The sequence below is a fragment of the Phyllobacterium sp. genome, from assembly GCF_037994425.1.
Lineage (GTDB): Bacteria > Pseudomonadota > Alphaproteobacteria > Rhizobiales > Rhizobiaceae > Phyllobacterium.
This window is the reverse complement of sequence record NZ_JBBNAM010000361.1, coordinates 17355-37526: the sequence shown is the minus strand read 5'-3', so window position 1 is coordinate 37526 and position 20172 is coordinate 17355. Positions and strand designations below refer to the sequence as shown.

14 protein-coding genes are annotated in these 20172 nt (G+C 59.5%); 9 read left to right on the top strand and 5 right to left on the bottom strand.

Going from position 1 to position 20172, the window contains the following annotated elements:
* Positions 1-94: 94 nt before the first annotated feature.
* Both AAAB35_RS24005 and AAAB35_RS24000 read right to left on the bottom strand, forming a co-directional pair.
* Complete coding sequence (locus AAAB35_RS24005) at positions 95-859, bottom strand: DeoR/GlpR family DNA-binding transcription regulator (RefSeq protein ID WP_340670812.1); 765 nt, start codon at positions 857-859, stop codon at positions 95-97.
* Between the two features lie 94 nt (positions 860-953).
* Positions 954-1979 carry a LacI family DNA-binding transcriptional regulator gene (locus tag AAAB35_RS24000; protein ID WP_340670811.1) on the bottom strand — a complete coding sequence of 342 codons (1026 nt, stop codon included), beginning with the start codon at positions 1977-1979 and terminating at the stop codon, positions 954-956.
* Positions 1980-2130: 151 nt separating this feature from the next.
* On the opposite strand from AAAB35_RS24000, the gene denD reads away from it, so the two are divergent.
* The 9 genes from denD to AAAB35_RS23955 all read left to right on the top strand — a co-directional run bounded on the left by denD (position 2131) and on the right by AAAB35_RS23955 (position 11848).
* On the top strand, positions 2131-3114 hold the full coding sequence (denD, locus tag AAAB35_RS23995; RefSeq protein ID WP_340670810.1) for a D-erythronate dehydrogenase: 984 nt from the start codon (positions 2131-2133) through the stop codon (positions 3112-3114).
* Positions 3115-3117: 3 nt separating this feature from the next.
* The gene (locus AAAB35_RS23990) at positions 3118-3894 is read left to right on the top strand and encodes an SDR family oxidoreductase (protein ID WP_340670809.1); all 777 of its coding nucleotides are present in this window, start codon (positions 3118-3120) and stop codon (positions 3892-3894) included.
* A 64-nt stretch (positions 3895-3958) separates the two neighbouring features.
* Positions 3959-5023 carry a sn-glycerol-3-phosphate ABC transporter ATP-binding protein UgpC gene (gene ugpC, locus AAAB35_RS23985; protein WP_340670808.1) on the top strand — a complete coding sequence of 355 codons (1065 nt, stop codon included), beginning with the start codon at positions 3959-3961 and terminating at the stop codon, positions 5021-5023.
* Between the two features lie 114 nt (positions 5024-5137).
* Positions 5138-6451: an extracellular solute-binding protein gene (locus AAAB35_RS23980; protein ID WP_340670807.1), complete on the top strand. Its 1314-nt coding sequence runs from the start codon at positions 5138-5140 to the stop codon at positions 6449-6451.
* A 74-nt stretch (positions 6452-6525) separates the two neighbouring features.
* Positions 6526-7458 carry a sugar ABC transporter permease gene (locus AAAB35_RS23975; RefSeq protein WP_340670806.1) on the top strand — a complete coding sequence of 311 codons (933 nt, stop codon included), beginning with the start codon at positions 6526-6528 and terminating at the stop codon, positions 7456-7458.
* A 22-nt stretch (positions 7459-7480) separates the two neighbouring features.
* Positions 7481-8380: a carbohydrate ABC transporter permease gene (locus AAAB35_RS23970; RefSeq protein WP_340670805.1), complete on the top strand. Its 900-nt coding sequence runs from the start codon at positions 7481-7483 to the stop codon at positions 8378-8380.
* A gap of 21 nt (positions 8381-8401) precedes the next feature.
* A complete protein-coding gene (locus tag AAAB35_RS23965; RefSeq protein WP_340670804.1) occupies positions 8402-10204 on the top strand; it encodes an IlvD/Edd family dehydratase in 1803 nt (600 codons plus the stop codon).
* Positions 10205-10227: 23 nt separating this feature from the next.
* Positions 10228-10980, top strand: coding sequence for an SDR family NAD(P)-dependent oxidoreductase (locus AAAB35_RS23960; protein ID WP_340670803.1), 753 nt, complete (start codon positions 10228-10230; stop codon positions 10978-10980).
* A 28-nt stretch (positions 10981-11008) separates the two neighbouring features.
* Positions 11009-11848, top strand: coding sequence for a fumarylacetoacetate hydrolase family protein (locus tag AAAB35_RS23955; RefSeq protein ID WP_340670802.1), 840 nt, complete (start codon positions 11009-11011; stop codon positions 11846-11848).
* A gap of 91 nt (positions 11849-11939) precedes the next feature.
* Here the strand turns inward: AAAB35_RS23955 and AAAB35_RS23950 are convergent, their stop codons facing one another.
* The 3 genes from AAAB35_RS23950 to AAAB35_RS23940 form a co-directional block, all read right to left on the bottom strand.
* Entirely contained in the window at positions 11940-16541 is a 4602-nt protein-coding gene (locus tag AAAB35_RS23950; RefSeq protein ID WP_340670801.1) for a translocation/assembly module TamB domain-containing protein, read from the bottom strand.
* Positions 16538-18466, bottom strand: coding sequence for an autotransporter assembly complex family protein (locus tag AAAB35_RS23945; RefSeq protein WP_340670800.1), 1929 nt, complete (start codon positions 18464-18466; stop codon positions 16538-16540). Before AAAB35_RS23945 ends, AAAB35_RS23950 begins: the two co-directional genes overlap by 4 nt.
* A gap of 281 nt (positions 18467-18747) precedes the next feature.
* Positions 18748-20022 carry a D-amino acid dehydrogenase gene (locus AAAB35_RS23940; RefSeq protein WP_340670799.1) on the bottom strand — a complete coding sequence of 425 codons (1275 nt, stop codon included), beginning with the start codon at positions 20020-20022 and terminating at the stop codon, positions 18748-18750.
* Positions 20023-20172 lie beyond the last annotated feature (150 nt).

Genomic DNA, 20172 nt, shown 5'->3' with positions numbered 1-20172 from the left:
TCGCGATTGCGAAGCATATACAACATCATTACGAAAGCAATACGAAACTGAAATGAACTATACAGCGCAACTCATACGGGCACAAGGGGTCGGCTCAACCCGATGTTTCGATGAGGCGGACATCGGCATCAGCGCAAATGCGTCGGATCGCCTCGCTCTTGCAACGGTCGGTGATGAAGGTATGGACCTGCGAAAGATGGCCGATCCGAACCGGCGCCGTGCGCTCGAATTTGGTCGAATCGGAAACGAGGATGACATGGCGCGCATTGGCCATGATCGCCTGCGCCACCTTCACTTCGCGGAAGTCGAAATCGAGGAGCGCTCCATCACTGTCGATGGCGGAGGTGCCGATCACAGCAAAATCCACCTTGAACTGGCGGATGAAATCGACTGCCGCTTCGCCGACGATACCGCCATCCGAGCCACGGACAACGCCGCCGGCGATGACGACCTCGATGTCGGGGTATACGCGTAACCTATTGGCTACATTGATGTTATTCGTTATGACCATCAGTCCTTTGCGATCAAGCAGCGCCTGCCCTACCGCTTCCGTCGTGGTGCCGATGTTGACGAAGAGCGACGCATTGTCCGGTATGAGATCGGCGGCGGCATGTCCGATCGCCTCCTTCTCAGCAGCAGCGATCAGCCGGCGCGATTCATATTCGAGATTCTGAATGCCCGAGGGAAAGAGAGCACCACCATGGATGCGGTTAAGCAGGCGCTGGTCGCAGAGGTCGTTGAGATCCTTGCGGATCGTCTGGGGCGTCACGTTGAAATGAAGGGCGAGATCATCGACCAGGACCCGCCCATGCTCCTTGGCCATTTCCATGATTTCGGCGTGTCGGGGGGAGAGGAACATGGGTGTCGACTTTCACTTTCGTTTTCTCGGATGTTATACGAAAACGAAAATGATCACATGTCAATCGAGTGAAAAGCGAAAAGACGTCTTTCCGCTAGGCGGTGGCGCCCTCGATAATGTCGAAGCCGGTGTTGATAATCGTCTTTTCCTGCGGCCTCACACGGCTTTCAAGCAGTTTTTCTGCGGCTGTCAGCCCGATGAGAAAACGTCTGGAGAGTATGGTTGAAAGCGGCATCGGCATAGCCTGCCCTATGTCGAGGCCATTGAAGCCGAAGATGCCAAGCTTTTCCCTGACCGCGATACCACTGTGCATGCAGTGGAAGATGCCGCCCATTGCCATGTCGTCGTTGGGAAAGACGACGACATCGAGTGACGGATCGGCGGCTATAAGAATTTCCAGAGAGTCCCGACCAGCTTTCGTCGAACTCGGGCCGGGCTGCCTATGCTCGGCAACGAGGGATAACCCGGCCTCTTGCAGGGAAGTGCAAAGCCCCTCGTAACGAGCGCTGGCCCGATCGTCCGTGGCGACGCTATGTCCGGCATAGCCGAAGCGGCGATAGCCGCGTTGGATGAGATGGCGTCCGGTTTCATACCCAGCCTGCCGATGTGACATACCGACAGCAATATCCACAGGGTCGCCATCTATATCCATGAGTTCAGCAACGCGAAACCTGCCGTGCTCGAGGTGTCGGCGGGCGGTAGGCGTATGATGCAGGCCTGCCAGAATGACCGCCGCGGGCTGCCACGCCAGGAAAGAGACGAGTATCCGCTCCTCGATCAGCGGATCATAATCCGTCACCCCGATAACCGGTTGGAATGCCGTGTGGGTCAACGCCGTATGGATCCCACGCAGGACATCCGGAAAGACGATATTGGAGAGCGAAGGCAGCAACACGCTCATCAGGGTCGAGCCGGCCGAAGCCAGGCTGCCGGCGGCACGGTTGGGGATGTAGCCGAGTTCGGCGATGGCAGCAAGGACCCGCCTGCGGGTCGTCTCGGCAATCGGTCCCTGATCGCGAACCACGCGTGAAGCCGTAATTTCGCTCACGCCGGCAAGGCGTGCGACGTCCGCCAATGTCGGCATGTCAGGGCTACGGTGAGCGTTGCGTTTGCGCGGCATGTGTCAATCCGGCTTGGCTGACAAAATTTATTTATGACAGCGCTACCATAAAACGCTTGATGAATGCTAGTCAGTGTGCATAACTTTATGACAGCGCTGTCATTGTTAGATGTTGTGGGCCCGGGAGGGGCCCTTCGGAGGATTCTTGCCCATGCACGTACTGGTTATCGGTGCAGCCGGAATGGTTGGCCGCAAATTGCTCGACAAGATCGCATCGGAACCCGGTGTACTTGGCAAGGACATCGAAAAACTCATTCTTGTCGACGTTATCAGGCCAGAAGCCCCGGCCTCACTTGCGGACATTTCGACATCGAGGGCCGCCGACCTTTCAGAACCCGGCATTGCCGAATCACTGATCGCGAGCCGCCCCGATCTCATCTTTCATCTTGCAGCGATTGTCTCGGGCGAAGCTGAGGCCGATTTCGAGAAGGGCTATAAAGTCAATCTCGACGGTACGCGCCAATTGTTCGAAGCGATCCGGCTCGAAAGCATCAAGGCTCCTTACAAGCCGCGCGTCGTCTTTGCCTCTTCTATCGCGGTCTTTGGGCAGCCTTTCCCGGAGAAGATTGGCGACGAATTTTTCACGACACCCCTGACGAGCTACGGCACGCAGAAGGCGATCTGCGAACTTCTTCTCTCCGACTATAGCCGCCGCGGCTTCTTCGACGGCATAGGTATTCGTCTGCCGACCATTTGTATCCGTCCAGGCAAACCCAACAAGGCAGCGTCGGGCTTCTTCTCCAACATCCTGCGCGAACCGTTGGTCGGCGAAGAGGCCGTATTGCCGGTCGACGAGAGCGTACGGCACTGGTTCGCGAGCCCACGTTCAGCCGTCGGGTTCTTCGTGCACGCTGCGAATCTCGATCTCGGAATGGTCGGGGAGCGACGCAACCTATCGATGCCTGGCCTCTCCGCACTGGTCGGCGAAGAAATTGCGGCTTTGCAGCGCGTAGCCGGCGAAAAAGCGGTAAGGTTGATCCGACGCGAGCCGGATGCCACTATCCAGAAGATCGTAGCCGGCTGGGCGACGGATTTCGACACGAGACGGGCGACGGCTTTGGGCTTCAAGGCCGAAGCCACCTTCGATGACATCATCAAGGCGCATATCGACGACGAACTCGGCGGGAAGATTTAGAGCATGGCTTACAACCAGGAATCCGGAAAGGGCAAAATCGCGCTCGTAACCGGCGGCGGCACCGGCGTTGGCCGGGCCATTTCCGCGGCGCTGCTCGGCGCGGGCTATACGGTCGTGATATCGGGGCGGCGCAAGGACGTGCTTGACGATGCGGCAAAGCTGCTTACCGCCGAGACCGGTGGCAAGGTCAGGGCGATCGCGGCAGATGTCAGCGATCCGCAGTCTGTTGCGGCGCTGTTCGATGCGATCAAATCGGAATTCGGGCGGCTCGATCTTCTCGTCAACAATGCTGGCGTGAACGTCCCAAACATTCCGATGGAAGAACTCAGCTTCGATCATTGGAACGCCATTGTCGGCGCGAACCTGACCGGCGTATATCTATGCACGCAACAGGCCATTAAACTGATGAAGGCACAGACACCGCGCGGTGGGCGCATTATCAATAATGGCTCGATCTCGGCGCAGACACCGCGGCCCTATTCCGCACCTTATACCGCAACCAAACACGCCGTGACAGGTCTTACCAAATCAACCGCGCTTGATGGCCGCCCGTTCGACATCGCCTGCGGTCAGATCGATATCGGCAATGCCGGTACCGAAATGACGTCGAAAATAGCCACCGGCATACTTCAGGCCAATGGCGAGACGGCGAGCGAGCCGACAATCCCCGCCTATCATATCGGCGACGCCGTGGTTCACATGGCGAGCCTGCCGCTCGAGGCGAATGTGCTGACAATGACCATCATGGCGACAAAGATGCCGCTCGTCGGACGCGGCTAGTAAAAACATCGACGGCAGCGATCGGGAGCATCGCCGCCTCACGGACAATGTGGGAGGAGAACGCATGGCATCGGTTGAATTCGCCAATATACGTAAATCATTCGGGACGCATCCTGTTATCAAGGGCGTCGATATCGAGATTGCCGATGGCGAATTCGTTATTCTGGTCGGCCCCTCCGGCTGCGGCAAGTCCACGCTTCTGCGCATGCTGGCGGGCCTCGAAAACATCTCCGCTGGTGAGATCCGTATCGGCGGCCAGGTCGTGAACGGCCTCGCCCCGAAAGAACGCGACATCGCCATGGTTTTCCAGAACTATGCGCTCTATCCGCATATGACTGTTGCTGACAACATGGCGTTTTCGCTCAAGCTCAAGGGCGCGCCCAAGTCCGAGATCGACAAGCGCGTGAAACCCGCGGCAGAAATCCTCGGCCTCTCGCACCTGCTCGATCGCTTTCCTCGCCAGCTTTCGGGTGGTCAGCGCCAACGTGTCGCCATGGGCCGCGCCATCGTACGCGACCCGCAGGTCTTCCTTTTCGACGAGCCCCTTTCGAACCTCGACGCCAAGCTTCGCGTAGCGATGCGGGCGGAGATCAAGGAACTGCACCAGCGCCTGAAGACCACAACCGTATACGTGACGCACGATCAGATCGAGGCCATGACCATGGCCGACAAGATCGTGGTGATGCATGACGGCCTAGTCGAACAAATTGGCGCACCGCTTGAACTCTATGATCAGCCGGCTAATCTTTTTGTCGCAAGCTTTATCGGTTCCCCTGCGATGAACATGCTCAAAGGCAAGCTCGATCCGCAAGACAATGCGAAATTCATCACCGACAAGGGCATCATCCTGCCAGTTGCCAAGGCGCCTGACAGCGCCAAGGGACGTGCGTTGATCTATGGGCTGCGCCCTGAACACATGACGATTGCCGAGGGAGGGATCCCGGCGGAAGTCGTCGTCATAGAGCCGACGGGCTCGGAGACGCAAATGATCATGCGCGTCGGCGGCGACGACATTACCGGCGTTTTCCATCAGCGTATCAGCGCGCGCCCCGGCGAGTCCGTCGGGCTCTCCATCCATGCGGAAGCCACGTACCTGTTCGACGCGGAGACTGGCAAGCGCCTGGTTTGACAAGCGGCCGCCTGCCGGTCGGGGCAGCAGGCGTCGTGCAGAATGTCCCCGAATGCAGTTTGCCCGGAACGTGGGAGCGTTCCTGGAAAGGACTTAAACCATGGAGGAGAATCAATGACCATCAATAGAAGACATCTTCTCGGCGCGTCTGCAGGGCTCGTCGCGGCGGCCGGGCTGAACCGCTTTGGCCTCACCCCGGCCTTCGCCCAGTCGGCTCCGGCCTACAAGCCTGAGGAAGGCGCAACGCTGCGTCTGCTGCGCTGGGTGCCGTTCGTTCCGGCTGAAGAGGCCGCATGGCTCGAAAACACCAAGAAGTTCACCGAAGCCACGGGCGTCCAGGTGCGGATCGACAAGGAAAGCTGGGAGGACGTCCGTCCGAAAGCTGCCGTTGCCGCCAATGTCGGATCGGGGCCTGACATGGTCATGAGCTGGTTCGATGATCCGCAGCAATATCCTGACAAGCTCGTCGATGTGACGGAACTCGGCGAATATCTCGGCAAGGCGCATGGCGGCTGGTACCCGGGCCTCGAAGGCTATGCCAAGCGCGAAGGAAAGTTCATCGCCCTGCCGCTCTGCGCCATCGGCAACGCTGTCGTCTACCGCGACAGCCACATGAAGGCCGCGGGCTTCAGTGAATTTCCGAAGGATACCGCAGGCTTCCTCGAGCTCTGCAAGGCGATGCATGCCAAGGGCACGCCTGCTGGCTTCCCGCATGGCAAGGCTGTAGGCGACGGCAACAACTACGCTCATTGGCTGCTATGGAGTCATGGCGGCAAGATGGTCGACGAGAGCGGCAAGGTGGTCATCAACAGCCCCGAAACGCTCGCCTCGGTCAAATATGCCCAGGAACTCTACAAAACCTTCATTCCGGGCACGGAAAGCTGGCAGGACGTCAACAACAACCGCGCATTCCTCGCCGGTCAGGTCTCTCTGACCGCCAACGGTGTCTCGGTCTATTATGCTGCGATCAAGGACCCGGCGATGAAGGCGATCGCCGACGACATGCGCTCGGTCAACCTGCCGATCGGTCCGGTCGGTCAATCGGTCGAACTGCACCAGACCTCGACGATCTCGATCTTCAAGCACACCAAGTATCCGGAAGCAGCGAAAGCCTACCTGCAGTTCATGTACCAGGCCGACAATATGAACGCCTGGATTACTGGCGCCAGCGCCTATTGCTGCCAGCCGCTGAAGGAATTCGCCGCAAATCCGGTGTGGACGTCCAACCCGATCCATGCCGCCTATGCCAAGGCATCCGAGACGCTGCGGCCCAACGGCTATGCAGGCCCGCTCGGGACGGCTTCGGCCGGCGTGATGGCCGACTACGTGCTGGTCGACATGTATGCGACGGCGGTTACGGGGCAAATGTCACCGGAAGACGCCATCGCCCAGGCTGAGAAGCGTGCCAACCGCTACTACAATCTCTAGGCAACACAAGCGATCTTCCGCCGCCAGCGCGGCGGAAGATCCTCCAGCGCTGACGAGGAAACCGGAGACATCCGATGACAATGATTCAAACCGCAAAGCAAGAATCCGCCTTCGGCACCTTCGCGCGCAGCAATACCGCGATCGGCGCACTTTTCATGCTGCCTGCTGCGGCCTTTCTTCTGTGCTTCCTCACCTATCCGCTCGGCCTCGGTGTCTGGCTCGGATTCACTGACGCGAAGATCGGACGGGACGGCGTTTTCATCGGGCTCGAAAACTATCAGGCGCTGGCTAGCGACTCGGTTTTCTGGATGGCCGTGAGCAATACCGTATTCTACACGCTGATCGCATCGATCCTGAAATTCATCCTTGGCCTATGGCTCGCGCTCATTCTCAATGAGAACCTGCCCTTCAAGTCGTTTTTCCGCGCGATCATCCTTCTACCATGGGTCGTTCCGACTGTTCTTTCCGCGCTTGCCTTCTGGTGGATCTTCGACGCCCAGTTCTCGATCATATCCTGGTCGCTGATGCAGCTCGGCTGGATCGACAGCCCCATCAACTTCCTTGGCGAGCCCAACAATGCGCGCGCTTCCGTGATCGCCGCCAATGTCTGGCGCGGCATTCCTTTCGTTGCCATCTCCCTTCTTGCCGGTCTGCAGACGATCCCGCAATCGCTGCATGAGGCAGCTTCCCTCGATGGGGCGACGCCCTGGCAGCGTTTCCGCTTCATCACGCTGCCCATGCTGACGCCGATCATCGCGGTGGTGATGACCTTCTCGGTGCTGTTTACCTTCACCGACTTCCAGCTGATCTACGTTCTCACCAAAGGCGGGCCGGTCAACGCCACCCATCTTATGGCGACGCTGTCGTTCCAGCGCGGTATTCCGGGCGGCCAGCTCGGTGAGGGCGCGGCAATCGCCGTCGCCATGATCCCCTTCCTGCTTGCTTCGATCCTGTTCAGCTTCTTCGGCCTCCAGCGCCGCAAGTGGCAGCAGGGCGGACAGGATTGAGCGCGGTGAGGAGGACAGTATCATGAGCATTACCGAACAGAGTAACACCCAGCCACTTACCGATGATGCGCAGGGAATGAGCTATCTCAACCGCCTGCCGCGCCGCATCGTGGTTCTTTATCTGCCCCTCGCGATCTTCGTCTTCGTGCTGCTGTTCCCGTTCTACTGGATGGCGATCACGTCGGTGAAGCCGAATTCGCAGCTTACCGACTACAGCAATTTCAGCCCGTTCTGGGTCGTCGGTCCGACGCTCGACCACATCAAGTATCTGCTTTTCGAGACCTCCTATCCGGGGTGGCTGTGGAACACCGTTGTTGTCTCCGTATGCGCCACTTTCCTTTCCCTCGCGGCGTCGGTCTTTGCCGCCTATGCCATCGAACGCGTGCGGTTTTCCGGATCGCGCTCGGTCGGCCTGATGATCTTCCTCGCCTATCTGGTGCCGCCTTCGATCCTGTTTATTCCCTTGGCCGTGATCGTCTTCAAGTTCGGCATCTACGATACACGCTGGGCACTGATCTTCACTTATCCGACATTTCTCATTCCGTTCTGCACCTGGCTGCTCATGGGCTACTTCCGCTCGATTCCCTTCGAGCTCGAGGAGAGCGCCCTCGTAGACGGCGCGTCGCGCTGGCAGATCCTCGTCAGGGTCATATTGCCGCTGGCGGTGCCGGGGATGATCTCGGCAGGCATTTTCGCCTTCACATTGTCGTGGAATGAGTTCATCTATGCACTCACCTTCATCCAATCCTCGGAAAACAAGACTGTCCCAGTCGGAGTCCTGACGGAGCTGGTTCGAGGCGATGTCTTCGAGTGGGGATCCCTGATGGCGGGCGCACTGTTCGGGTCGCTGCCCGTGGTCATTCTCTACTCGTTCTTCGTTGACTATTACGTTTCCTCCATGACCGGTGCGGTCAAGGAGTAACTCACCAGGAGTTCTTTCAAAATGACGACGTCCAACACCTCGAAAAAGCTCCGTTCGCAGGAATGGTGGGATAATCCCGACAATCCGGGGATGACCGCGCTCTATCTCGAACGCTATCTCAACTATGGCCTCACACGCGAGGAACTGCAGTCCGGCAAGCCGATCATCGGCATCGCCCAGACCGGATCCGATCTTTCTCCGTGCAACCGCCATCACATCGAACTTGCGAAGCGTGTGCGCGACGGCATCATAGCGGCCGGCGGCATTCCCTTCGAATTTCCGGTGCATCCGATCCAGGAGACCGGCAAGCGACCCGGCGCTGCTCTCGACCGCAATCTCGCTTATCTCGGTCTTGTCGAAGTGTTGTTCGGCTATCCGCTCGACGGTGTCGTTTTGACCATCGGCTGCGACAAGACGACTCCTGCCATGCTGATGGGTGCGGCGACGGTCAATATTCCGGCGATCGCTCTTTCCGTCGGCCCGATGCTCAATGGCTGGCATCGCGGCGAACGCACAGGTTCCGGCACCATCGTGTGGAAATCGCGCCAGAAACTCGCCGAAGGCGAGATCGACTACAACGAGTTCATGGATATCGTTGCGTCGTCAGCCCCTTCCGTCGGCTATTGCAACACAATGGGCACGGCAACGACCATGAACTCGCTTGCCGAAGCACTCGGCATGGAGTTGCCGGGTTGCGCTGCGATTCCCGCCCCCTATCGCGAGCGCGGCCAGATCGCCTACGACACTGGGAAACGCATCGTCGACATGGTGCGCGAGGACCTGAAGCCGTCCGATATCATGACGCGGCAGGCCTTCGAAAATGCCATCGTCATCAACTCGGCGATCGGCGGCTCCACCAATGCACCGATCCATCTCAACGCGATTGCCCGCCACCTCGAAGTGCCGCTCGACAATGACGACTGGCAGGCGATCGGCCATGACGTTCCGCTGCTTGTCAACCTGCAGCCGGCCGGCGAGTATCTCGGCGAGGACTACCACAGGGCGGGCGGCGTCCCGGCGGTCGTCGCAGAACTGTTGAAGGCCGGCAAGCTGCCGCATCCCGGCGCTCTGACCGTCAACGGCAAGAGTATCGGCGACAACTGCGAAAATGCCGAGAACCTGAATACCGACGTGATCAAGCCCTTCGAAGCACCGCTCAAGAAGAAGGCCGGGTTCATCAATCTCAAGGGTAATCTCTTCGACAGCGCCATCATGAAGACCAGCGTGATCTCGGAAGAGTTCCGCGAGCGCTATCTATCCAATCCCGACGATCCGGAAGCATTCGAGGGCATCGCCGAAGTGTTCGACGGTCCCGAGGACTACCACCATCGCATCGACGATCCGAAGTTTGCGCTCAATGAGCACAGCATCCTGATCATGCGCGGAACCGGGCCGATCGGCTATCCGGGTGCCGCCGAGGTCGTGAACATGCAGCCGCCGGCCTATCTCTTGAAGAAGGGCATCCATTCCCTCCCCTGCCTTGGTGACGGTCGCCAGTCGGGAACATCGGGCTCGCCTTCGATTCTCAATGCGTCGCCGGAAGCGGCGGTCAATGGTGGGCTGGCGCTGGTGCGATCCGGCGATCACCTGCGCATCGATCTTTTAAAGGGCACCGCTGACATCCTCATCGACGACGAGGAATTGCAGAAGCGCAAGGACGATCTCAAGGCAGCTGGCGGGTATAAATATCCGGCGAGCCAGACGCCCTGGCAGGAAATCCAGCGCGGCATGGTCGGCCAACTCGATGAAGGCATGGTTCTCAAGCCAGCGGTGAACTACCAGCGCATTGCCCAGACAAAGGGATTGCCGCGCGACAACCACTAAGCATTCAGGAGGAAACGGACACCATGGCGAATGTTATCAGGCGCTATGAGGGGCGGCACGCGGTCATCACCGGCGGCGCTTCGGGCATTGGCTTCACCACGGCGACGCGCATCGTCTCAGAGGGCGGTACGGTCAGCCTTTGGGATGTCGATGCGGGGAAGATCGAAGCGGCTCGAGCGGCGCTTGGCGACGCAGCGCATGGTATCAGACTCGACGTCTCCGTTTCGGAGGAGGTGGAGCAGGCAGCAAAGGCAACCGCCGAGGCATTCGGCAAGATCGATGTCCTGGTGTGCTCCGCCGGAATTACCGGTCCCAATGCCAAGGTTGCCGACTATCCGATCGACGCGTGGAAACGCGTCTTCGACATCAATGTGAACGGGTTGTTCTACTGCAACCGCTTCGTCGTCCCGGTCATGCAGAAGAACGGCTATGGCCGCATCGTCAATGTCGCTTCGATTGCAGGCAAGGAAGGCAATCCCAACGCTTCGGCCTATAGTGCTTCAAAGGCTGCGGTGATCGGTCTTACCAAATCGCTCGGCAAGGAACTGGTCCAGGACGGCATCACGGTCAATGCGATCACGCCGGCAACGGTCGACACGCCGATACTGAAGCAGCTGCAGCCAAGTTTTATCGATTACATGCTCTCGAAGATTCCGATGCAGCGCTTCGGCCAAGTCGAGGAACTCGCCTCGCTGATCACCTGGATCGCGAGTGAGGAGTGCTCGTTCACGACTGGCGCCGTATTCGATATTTCGGGTGGCCGCGCCACCTATTGACGCCTCCAGCAAGGAAAAGGTTAAGCTTATGAAACTGTTGCGCTATGGCCCTGTGGGCCGTGAAAAGCCGGGGCTTGTCGACAAGGACGGCAAGGTTCGCGATCTGTCTGCTCACGTCGAGGACATCGCCGGCGATGCGATCTCGCCGGAAGGGCTCAGGAAGATTGCCGCCATCGATGCTTCGTCGTTGCCGCTCGTCGAAGTCGACCGCTATGGACCGTGCATTGCCGGCACGGGGAAATTCATCTGCATTGGCCTCAACTATTCCGATCACGCGGCGGAGACCGGAGCCAAGGTGCCACCGGAGCCGATCATCTTCATGAAAGCCACCTCCGCGATCGTTGGACCCAACGATGATGTCGAAGTCCCGCGCGGCTCCGAAAAGACCGACTGGGAGGTCGAACTCGGCGTCGTGATCGGCAAGCATGCAAAATATGTAAGCGAGGACGAAGCACTCGATCATGTCGCTGGCTACTGCCTGATCAACGACGTCTCCGAGCGTGCCTTCCAGGCGGAACGGCAGGGCCAATGGACCAAGGGCAAGAGCTGCGACACGTTTGGCCCGACCGGTCCGTGGCTGGTGACCAAGGATGAGATCGAAGATCCGCAGAACCTCAAGATGTGGCTGGATGTGAACGGGCACCGCTACCAGGATGGCTCCTCGGCGACAATGGTCTACGGCGTCAAATATCTGGTGTCGTACCTGTCGCAATTCATGAGCCTGCATCCAGGCGATATCATTTCGACCGGAACGCCCCCCGGCGTCGGCCTTGGCCAGAAGCCGAATGTGTTCCTAAAGGCTGGCGACGTCATCGCACTCGGCATCGAAGGGCTCGGCGAACAGCGTCAAAAGGTCGTTCAGGGTTAGACCCGGCTAATATACGCCGTTCTTGGATCCTCGGGTCAAGCCCTGGGATCCAAACGCACGCCCCAAGGGCTTTCACGGGCAACGTGGCCGCTCAGTAATCCTTTTCGTAGAACAGACCTGCCCCGGAATCGCCATCGGCGCCCACCGACCCCCTCGCCTTGAGGTTTGGGGTGATGTCAAGATTGACGGTGCCTTTGCTGGAGCCGCCCGAACCGGCCTCAATGCCAAGATAGACATTGTCGCGGATATATCGCCCGGCGCGTACGCCGGTATTTCCCTTGGCGTCAGTGACGACATCGAGATCGTCGAGGCCCGTATTCTTCCGCAGGTTGTCGAGCAGCGACGAGCGCTGTCCGCCGGCAAGTTCTGCTGCAGCCGCCGCCAGACGCGCGACCTGTAGCGGCGACAATTCGCCGATCGACCGCTTGAAGATAAGCCGGGCGAGGACCTCGTCCTGAGGCAGTTCCGGCTGCGAGGAGAAGGTGATCTGGAGGTCAGACACTCTGCCCCTCACCATTACGTTGACGGTGATATCGGAGCCCTGTGTCGTCGCGACAAAATTCAGTTCTGGATCAAGGTCGCCGACGAGTGTCACCTGGCCTTCAGTAAAGGTGATACGCTGGCCAAGAATCCCGAGGCGGCCCCGAATGAGGTCGAAGCCACCGACAGGCTGGATATTGGTAGCCGGCCCGGTGAGGCGCACCGACCCACCGATTTCGGCATCGAGACCCCGACCGCGGATAAATATCCTGTTCGGAGCAGTCACATTTATATCGAGGCGAACGACGCTCGGGCGTGCGGCCGACGCCGCCTGCTTCGGTCCATCGACCCCGGCGCGGCGCAGCGTCTGCACCACCGCCTTCGATGGGTCCTTGTGGCGGACGTCGATCATCGCAGCCGAGCCGCCAAAATTTTCCGGGACGGTGATTTCCGCACGATCGACATTGATGTTGCCCGCGATCACCGGATCGCGGGTGAGCGGTCCCCGGACAGTAAGGGCGCCAGTTACGGTCGCCACGAGAAGGTCGTCGTTGACGAAGCGGGCCCTATCGAGCCTGATATCGATATTCGCAGGGAAATTGGCCGCAGCGTCGGTGGATATCGTTCCGCTTGCGTTAATGGATCCGCCCGTCGAAAGCGCGGCGTTGAAAGTGCGGATGGTAACGGTCGTCCCCTCCATGCCGCCAAGGAGCGTAATTCGCTGCAACCTTAGATTTGTTTGCGGGTCGAACACCTCGGCGCCATTGGCGGAGAAGTTACCGCGGATCTGCGGTTGCCTGAAACTGCCCGAAACTGCGGCCGTCACGTCGATCGTGCCCCTGGCCTGCGTGCCGCGCTCGGCGAACGAACGATTGATCAGGGAGAGCGGGATATTTCCCGTGACATTGATGCCGAGACCCGAGCCCGACAATGGTACATTGCCATTGGCCGAGACGGTGAACCCCTGGGGTCCGTCCACCTTGGCGGAGGAAAGGTTGAGCACATTGTTGGCAAAATGGCCTGCGGCGGCGAGTTGCAGTGGTGCAAGTCCCGTCTCCTGCAGGGGCCTTGCAGTAAGCCCCGCGCCCCTGAGATCAAACTCCACACTGGGCCGGGTCAACGTGCCGGTGACCCGGCCGCTTCCTGAAATATCGCCCCCTAGGTTCTGAGCCCTGACGACGCCATTGAGCGCCCGCAGCGGCAGGCTGCGCAGGTTGAAATCGACGCCTAGCTGCCCGCCGGCAAGCGGTACAGTGCCTTTTGCGGCCGCATCGATACCACCTGCGCCCGTGACATGTGCATCGATGTTCAGCTGGTCGGTGGTCGACGTGCCCTTGGCGTCGATATTGGCCGCATCGACGCCAGCCTGCTTCAGCACCGCTGCGGTAATGCCCCGTGCCTGTACATCGAAGTTCACGTCAGGTCTCTGGCGCGTCCCACCGATCCTGGCCTGGCCATTTATTTCGCCGCCAAGGCCGAGGTCAGGCTTGACAAGGTTGGCGATGCTGAGCGGCAGTTTCTGAGTGGCGACAGTGAGATTGAGCGTTTCGGCAATGTCACCGCTGATTGTGACCTTGCCTCCAGCTATGTCGAGGAGGATATCGCCAAAGGAAACATTGCTGCCCGCAACGTTAATTGCAGCTGGCTTGGTAAGCCGTGCCGCGACATCGCCGCGTGTCAGTTCGGCCTTGGCGAGCGACAACAGAAATCCGTTGTCAGTTGGTTCGAGCGCGCCGGTGGTCGCTATGTGCGCGCTGTTTGCCAGACTGGCGCCGATGACGAAATTGGTCGTACGCCCCGATTGCATGGCGCGGGCCTCGGCAACGGTTATGTCAATACCAGCAACCGACACATCAGATGCTGTCACGGACCCGTTTGCCGACGGGACCCTGAAGATATCCTGTGCCGTCATCGCGATCGCGGCCTTGCCGACACGGACATCATTCGCCTTCAGACCGTTGACCTGCCCCTTGACCTCGACATTCTGCTTTTCGTCATCGTGTGTCAGGGCAATCGTTGCATCCGCCTTGCCAGTCGCCTCAATCAGGAAGAGCGCCGCTGCCGTCGAGAGATCCGTCGATGCAAGCGTCAGGTTCCCCTGTAGCAGTCCCTTCTTGTCCTGGGTGATATCGCCGCGCAGGCGCGTGCCGCCGGCGATGAACTGGATGTCGCTGAAGCGCCTTTCGTCGGGACGGATGGCAATGTTTGTGCTGAGATCCGCCCGCTTGTCATCAAGGAAGGCGAGACCAGACACCTTGCCATCGACGATGCCCCTGAAGAGCGTGCCGTTGAAAGTCAGAGCACCTTCCGTCAATTTGCGACCCGAGAGCGCGCCTTCGGGCACGCCGGCGTTGAATGCGAGGGCAATGATATTGTCCTGGCCGCGCGCGCTGCCCTTCACTTTCAGGGCGCCTTTCGCCTTGTCTGAAAGCAGCGCAAGATCGCTTAGATCAAGGCCGAAATCGAAATTCGCAGCGCCCGTTGCGAAGGTTCCGTTGGCGGTAACAACCGTCTGCGGGTTCTCGATGCGAAAATTCCTCGCGCTGAACCCAGCTTCGCCCCGGGCAAAACCACCTGTCAGGCGAGTCTCGCCAGCAAGCACCTTGTCGGCAGCATCGATGCCGAGCTGCATGCCGGTGGCACGGCCATCGAGCATCAAATCGAAGCTACCCTTCAACATTTCGACCAGCCCATTGGCCTTGAGATCGAGCGACCCCGCAAGATCGCGTCCCGCGAGGGACGAGAAGGGAGCAAGGCTCGACGCCTTGACGAGTATGTCGCCGCGATAGGCGAAATCCTGGATCGTGCCTTCGAGGCCGGCGCTGAACCCGTTTGCGGCAATGAGGGCCTGCTTGAGGTTGACGGGCGTTCCTGCCTTCCAGTCGCCATTGATCTTGAGCTGGATCTTGTCGCCGAGCGCTTCCGCCACATCGGCACGCGTCGCGGTAAGGCCGGAAATGTCCCCGGTCACGTCATAAGTGAGGGAGCGCGCAGGGGGGTTGTCGAGATTCTCGGCAATCCCCTTGCCAATGAGATTGACCGAACGTGCCGCGAAGCTCTCCGTCGTAAGGTTGGTGATCTCGACGCTGCTGGTCCAATCGTTGGTGGCGCTTGCACCGAACGACACGGCAAGCACGGCCTTGTCCACGGTGGTCTGCCCGCCCTTGACCGGCAGGATAACCTTCTTGCCAGTGGGATCGGCAATCGTTCCATCGATTTTGAGACGCCGAGGGAAGAGATCGTCGGTCGTATCACCGGTTGCGTTGAGCGTGAGGGAGTTGCTCCTGATGCTCAGTTGATCGAGCGCCACGCCGCCGCCGTCGCGGGCGAGTCCGTTGACGACAAGCGCGGTTTCGTTGCCGAAAAAGTCGCGGAATATGGGTGGTACCAATGTGGCGATTTCACCATTCATCGTCGCCTTGAAGGCCAGCCCTTGCGGTTGACGGTCGAACTTGGTCTCCCCGGTCAGAACGCGCTTGCCTGCGGCGTCGAGTGTAAGCTGCAGCGCAAGGTCGCTCACCGGCCCCGAGCCCTTTAGCGCCAGTGCGACCGGAGGCCGTCCCTCGATGTTGAGAAGATTGGCGACGATGCCATTCTCGGGTTCATTCAAGGTCAGGTCGAGATCGAGTTGCTGGCTTTGATTGGCATAGGCGGCCTTGATGTTGAACTCGCCGCCGGGTCCATCCAGGCGCTTGATTGCCAGCGTCGAATCGAGCGACCCGCCTTCGAGCCTCAGATTGCCAGCGAGGGATATTTCCGATCGTAGGCCGAATACCCCGTCACCAAAGGCGATCCGCGCGACCTGCAAATCCTGAAGGATGACCGCAAGAGGCAGTTCCGGCAGACTGAATCCCTTGGCCTCCGGGGAAGGCAGGCTTTCGTCGGGAAGCGGCTTTCGCAGAATGTCGATGCGTTCGGCGGCAAGCGTATTGATGTCGAGCCGGCCCCTGAGCAGCGCCAGTCGGCTCCAGACGATGCGCGCATTCGTGACCTTGAGCCAGACCCCTTCTCGGTCGGCGACCGTTATGCTGCCGATACTGGCCTCCGAAGACAGCACGCCCTGAATGTCGGAGATTACGATCTGGCGGTTGGGCGTGGAAAGCTGGTTCTCGACGAAACTCAGGAAGTAAGATTTCTCCGCGTCGGCGCTGTCCTGCGCCAGGGCTGGCGCTGCAAAAAGCAGCAGGAAGAGACTTACGAGGAGCCGGGTCAAAACGCTTGTCCTATGCCAACATAGAGAGCAAAATCTGGATCGTCATGGGTAGGGTCGAGCGGCACGGCGAAGTCGAGCCGGATCGGACCAAGGCCGGTATTATAGCGCAAACCGGCGCCGACCCCGACGCGAAGGTCCTCGGAGAAGTCCGGATAGGAATGTTCGCCGACATAACCTGCATCGACAAACCCGACCACACCGATCGTATCCGTCATGCGAACCCGCGCTTCCACCGAGCTTTCAACCAGCGACCGTCCGCCGATGACAAAGTCCTCGCCATCGCGCGTAACGTTCACGCCGACATTGCGATAGGCATAGCCGCGAATGGAGCCACCGCCGCCCGCAAAAAACAGCTGGTCCGGTGGCAATTCGGCGATGTCGGCCCCGACGATGCTGCCGAGCTTCAGACGGCCGGCCAGGACGAAGCGTTTGTCGGCGTCGAAACTATAGTAGGTCCGCCCCTCGGCCGTGAACTTGCTGGCGAAGTTGCCATATTCGAACTCGTAGAAGGGGGTAATGAGGCCTTCCAGATAATGACCCTTCGATGCATCCACCTTGCTGTCGCGGCTGTCATAGGTCAGGCCGCCGATAAAGCCGGCCGTCAAGAAATCGCGCTTGCCAAAGAAGTCGTCGTCGAAGCGGGACTTGGAGACGTTCGCCATGATCTTGCCGGTGAGTTCGTCCGAGAAAATATGTGTGAAGCCACCCTGCGCTGTGATCGACGTCTGCGTATAGGCATCGAGAACCTGGCGCTCACCGATGAGCGACGTGATGAAATCCGTATCGGGCGTGAAGACCCCAGGTTTCGTGAATGTCACGCCAAGCAGGTAATTGTAGTCCTGCGGATCGAAGGACTGGGCGCCGATACCACCGATCTTGGCGTCAAAGCGCAGCCGTTCCGCATGACCGAAGAGACTGCGGTGCAACCAGTAGAAATCGAAACCAGCGCCGTCGAGGGTCGAATAGCTGCCGCCAAGGCCGAACCGCCGCAACTTCTGTTCCTGAACCGCAACGGTAATCGGCAACAGGCCGTTATTGGTGATCGCGTCGGCCTCCTCAATGCGGGCCGAACGGAATACCTCAAGACGTGACAACCGCTTCTTGGCACGCTCGATTTCGTCCGGATCGTACTCGACCCCGGGCTGCAATCCGGTGATGAAGGCGACGAACTCCGGATCCATCCGTTCGGTGCCTCTTACCGTCACGGGGCCAAAGGCGGCACGGCGATCAGGATTGACATCGATCGTCGCGTCAATCCTCTTGTTGTCATGATTGGCGACCACCTCGCGCGAAATGATCCGGGCCTTGGGGCGGCCCTGCTCCCGCCAGGCGTCGATGGCGAGGCGTTCCGCTCTCAAAATCGCCGTAGAGGTCGCAACGTCTCCCGGTGCGAACCCCTGATCCTCCGGCCGATCGACCACATCCTTCGGATCGATAGGCGGCGGCGCCATGTTTTTTACGCGCGCGGACGCAAACAGGAACTGCGGCCCCGGATCGACGGAAATTACAACCGTCGACGGATTGGGCAGATCGGCATCAGGTGGAATGTCCGCGGCCTCGCGGCCATCAATCTTGATACTGATCGTGCCGCCATAGCGGCCATCGGCATAGAGAGCACCGAGAATACGGCGGTAATCGCCCCGCGCCTTGGCGATCAGGCCCGCCGCGCCGGATGCGGGCTTGTCCTCATCCTCGACCAGGCTCGAGGCGCCCTCGACGAGCTTCGTTGTCGCCTTGTCTTCGCCCTGAGCATTCTGGACGGTATAGCGATGCGGGTCGGCAATGACGGCATCGGCATCATCGGTCTTCCGCTCCCCCCAAAGATGGATGCCAAAGAGATCGAATGCCTGTGCCGGCGAGACAAGCGCAGTGAAGGCCAGCAAAGCGGCGCCAAAAAGCTTGGCCTGTGGGCGCCTCAAGTCCATCAACCACCAAAATCCCTACTCAAAAAAGTCACACATTACGCCGCAGGAATGGAGACACATCCCCACAGATCGATGAAAATCCGCTCCCGAGCTTAAGAAATTGATAACATGCTGCTTAGGGTGGGCCAACCCGCAATGGCCCACCGACGGTCGGCTATGACTTTTCTTGTGGCCATATCGCCACAGAACCCGCGTTGATGCGGATCACTTTTTGTTAGAACGGTGCAACATGCGGGCGCGAAAACAGAGAAGCGCCTGGCAGGCAGCCGGTTCTTGTACCGTTATTCTGCGGCCGCCAGCCACTCCGACTGCTCGGGCTTTTCGGCCGGTATCGCCGCGCTGATGTGGCCAGCAATAATCTCCGCCGTTGCGGCAGACAGCGTCCAGCCAAGGTGGCCGTGTCCCGTATTGTAGAAGACGCCCGAACGCTTGCCGCTGCCAACGCGGGGGAGCATGTCCGGCATCATCGGACGCAGGCCGGCCCATGGCACGACATTTGACGTGTCCATGCCCGGGAAGAGGTCGCGGCTCCAGTCGACCAGCGGCTTGACGCGATCATGACGGATGTCCCGGTTTTCGCCATTATACTCGGCGGTACCGGCGACGCGCAGACGGCCTTCGCCAAGTCGGCTGGTTACGATCTTCGCGTCGTCGTCAAGCAAGCTCACCCACGGCGCCGATGCGCGGCTCGCCGCGTCGCCAAGATTAATAGTGATGGAATAACCCTTGACCGGATAGATGTTCACCCGATCGCCCAGGTGGGCGGCAAACTTGCGGCTCGCGATGCCGGCACAGATGACGATTGCATCGAAGCGGTCGGTCTCGACCTGCGAAAGCGTCTCCGAGGCCGTGTTCCATGAGACAACAACGCCATCGTTTCCATGCTTCAGGGTCTGCACATTGGCATCGCCGACAAAACGAACGCCGCGTCGGACGGAAGCATCGGCAAGACCGCGGGTGAACTTGTGGATATCACCGGTCGAATCGGACGGCGTGAAGAACCCGCCATGGAACGTGCCGTCTAGCGCCGGTTCTATATTGTGAATTTCCTCATTGGTTACAGAGCGGCGATCGAGACCACCGGCTTCGAGGAGCCGATTGACCTTGACGGCATGGTCGTAGCCCTGCTTCGAACGGTAAATATGCAGGATGCCACGCTTCTCGAGGTCGAAATCGATCTTCTCCTCAGCGGCAATTTCGAACATGCGCTTGCGCGCTTCGATGGCGAGCCTCGTCGTCGCAATCGTGTTCTTCTCATAATGTGGAATGTTCATGACAAACTCCGCCATCCACGAATATTTGTGCCAGGACGGCTTCGGGTTCATGAGCAGCGGCGCGTCCTTGCGCAGCATCCACTTCATGCCCTTGAGAATTGTGCCCCAGCTGTTCCAGACTTCGGCATTTGATGCGGAAAGCTGGCCGCCATTGGCAAAGGAGGTCTCCATCGCGGCGTAGCGGTTACGATCGAAAACGGTGACGGCATAACCCTGGCGGGCAAGCGCATAGGCGGTGGTAACGCCGGTAATACCGGCGCCAATAACGGCGATAGAGGTCATGACCAGACAGTCCTTCAGCAACACATGGTTCAGTTTCGCCGCAAGCGGCACGAAACCCCATCTGTCACGGGACCTGAGAGCTTGGCCCCCACGCGCCTGTCGGATGTTTCCCATCCGTGTCTCGGCAGCGCTACCGGTGCAGACCGGTCA

Bases quoted from the DNA above. Each gene is read 5' to 3' on its own strand.
- AAAB35_RS24000 (WP_340670811.1), bottom strand. From the start codon at position 1,979: ATGCCGCGCAAACGCAACGCTCACCGTAGCCCTGACATGCCGACATTG.
- AAAB35_RS23980 (WP_340670807.1), top strand. From the start codon at position 5,138: ATGACCATCAATAGAAGACATCTTCTCGGCGCGTCTGCAGGGCTCGTC.
- AAAB35_RS23940 (WP_340670799.1), bottom strand. From the start codon at position 20,022: ATGACCTCTATCGCCGTTATTGGCGCCGGTATTACCGGCGTTACCACC.
- AAAB35_RS24005 (WP_340670812.1), bottom strand. From the start codon at position 859: ATGTTCCTCTCCCCCCGACACGCCGAAATCATGGAAATGGCCAAGGAG.
- AAAB35_RS23990 (WP_340670809.1), top strand. From the start codon at position 3,118: ATGGCTTACAACCAGGAATCCGGAAAGGGCAAAATCGCGCTCGTAACC.
- denD (WP_340670810.1), top strand. From the start codon at position 2,131: ATGCACGTACTGGTTATCGGTGCAGCCGGAATGGTTGGCCGCAAATTG.
- AAAB35_RS23945 (WP_340670800.1), bottom strand. From the start codon at position 18,466: ATGGACTTGAGGCGCCCACAGGCCAAGCTTTTTGGCGCCGCTTTGCTG.
- AAAB35_RS23965 (WP_340670804.1), top strand. From the start codon at position 8,402: ATGACGACGTCCAACACCTCGAAAAAGCTCCGTTCGCAGGAATGGTGG.
- AAAB35_RS23970 (WP_340670805.1), top strand. From the start codon at position 7,481: ATGAGCATTACCGAACAGAGTAACACCCAGCCACTTACCGATGATGCG.
- AAAB35_RS23975 (WP_340670806.1), top strand. From the start codon at position 6,526: ATGACAATGATTCAAACCGCAAAGCAAGAATCCGCCTTCGGCACCTTC.
- ugpC (WP_340670808.1), top strand. From the start codon at position 3,959: ATGGCATCGGTTGAATTCGCCAATATACGTAAATCATTCGGGACGCAT.
- AAAB35_RS23955 (WP_340670802.1), top strand. From the start codon at position 11,009: ATGAAACTGTTGCGCTATGGCCCTGTGGGCCGTGAAAAGCCGGGGCTT.
- AAAB35_RS23960 (WP_340670803.1), top strand. From the start codon at position 10,228: ATGGCGAATGTTATCAGGCGCTATGAGGGGCGGCACGCGGTCATCACC.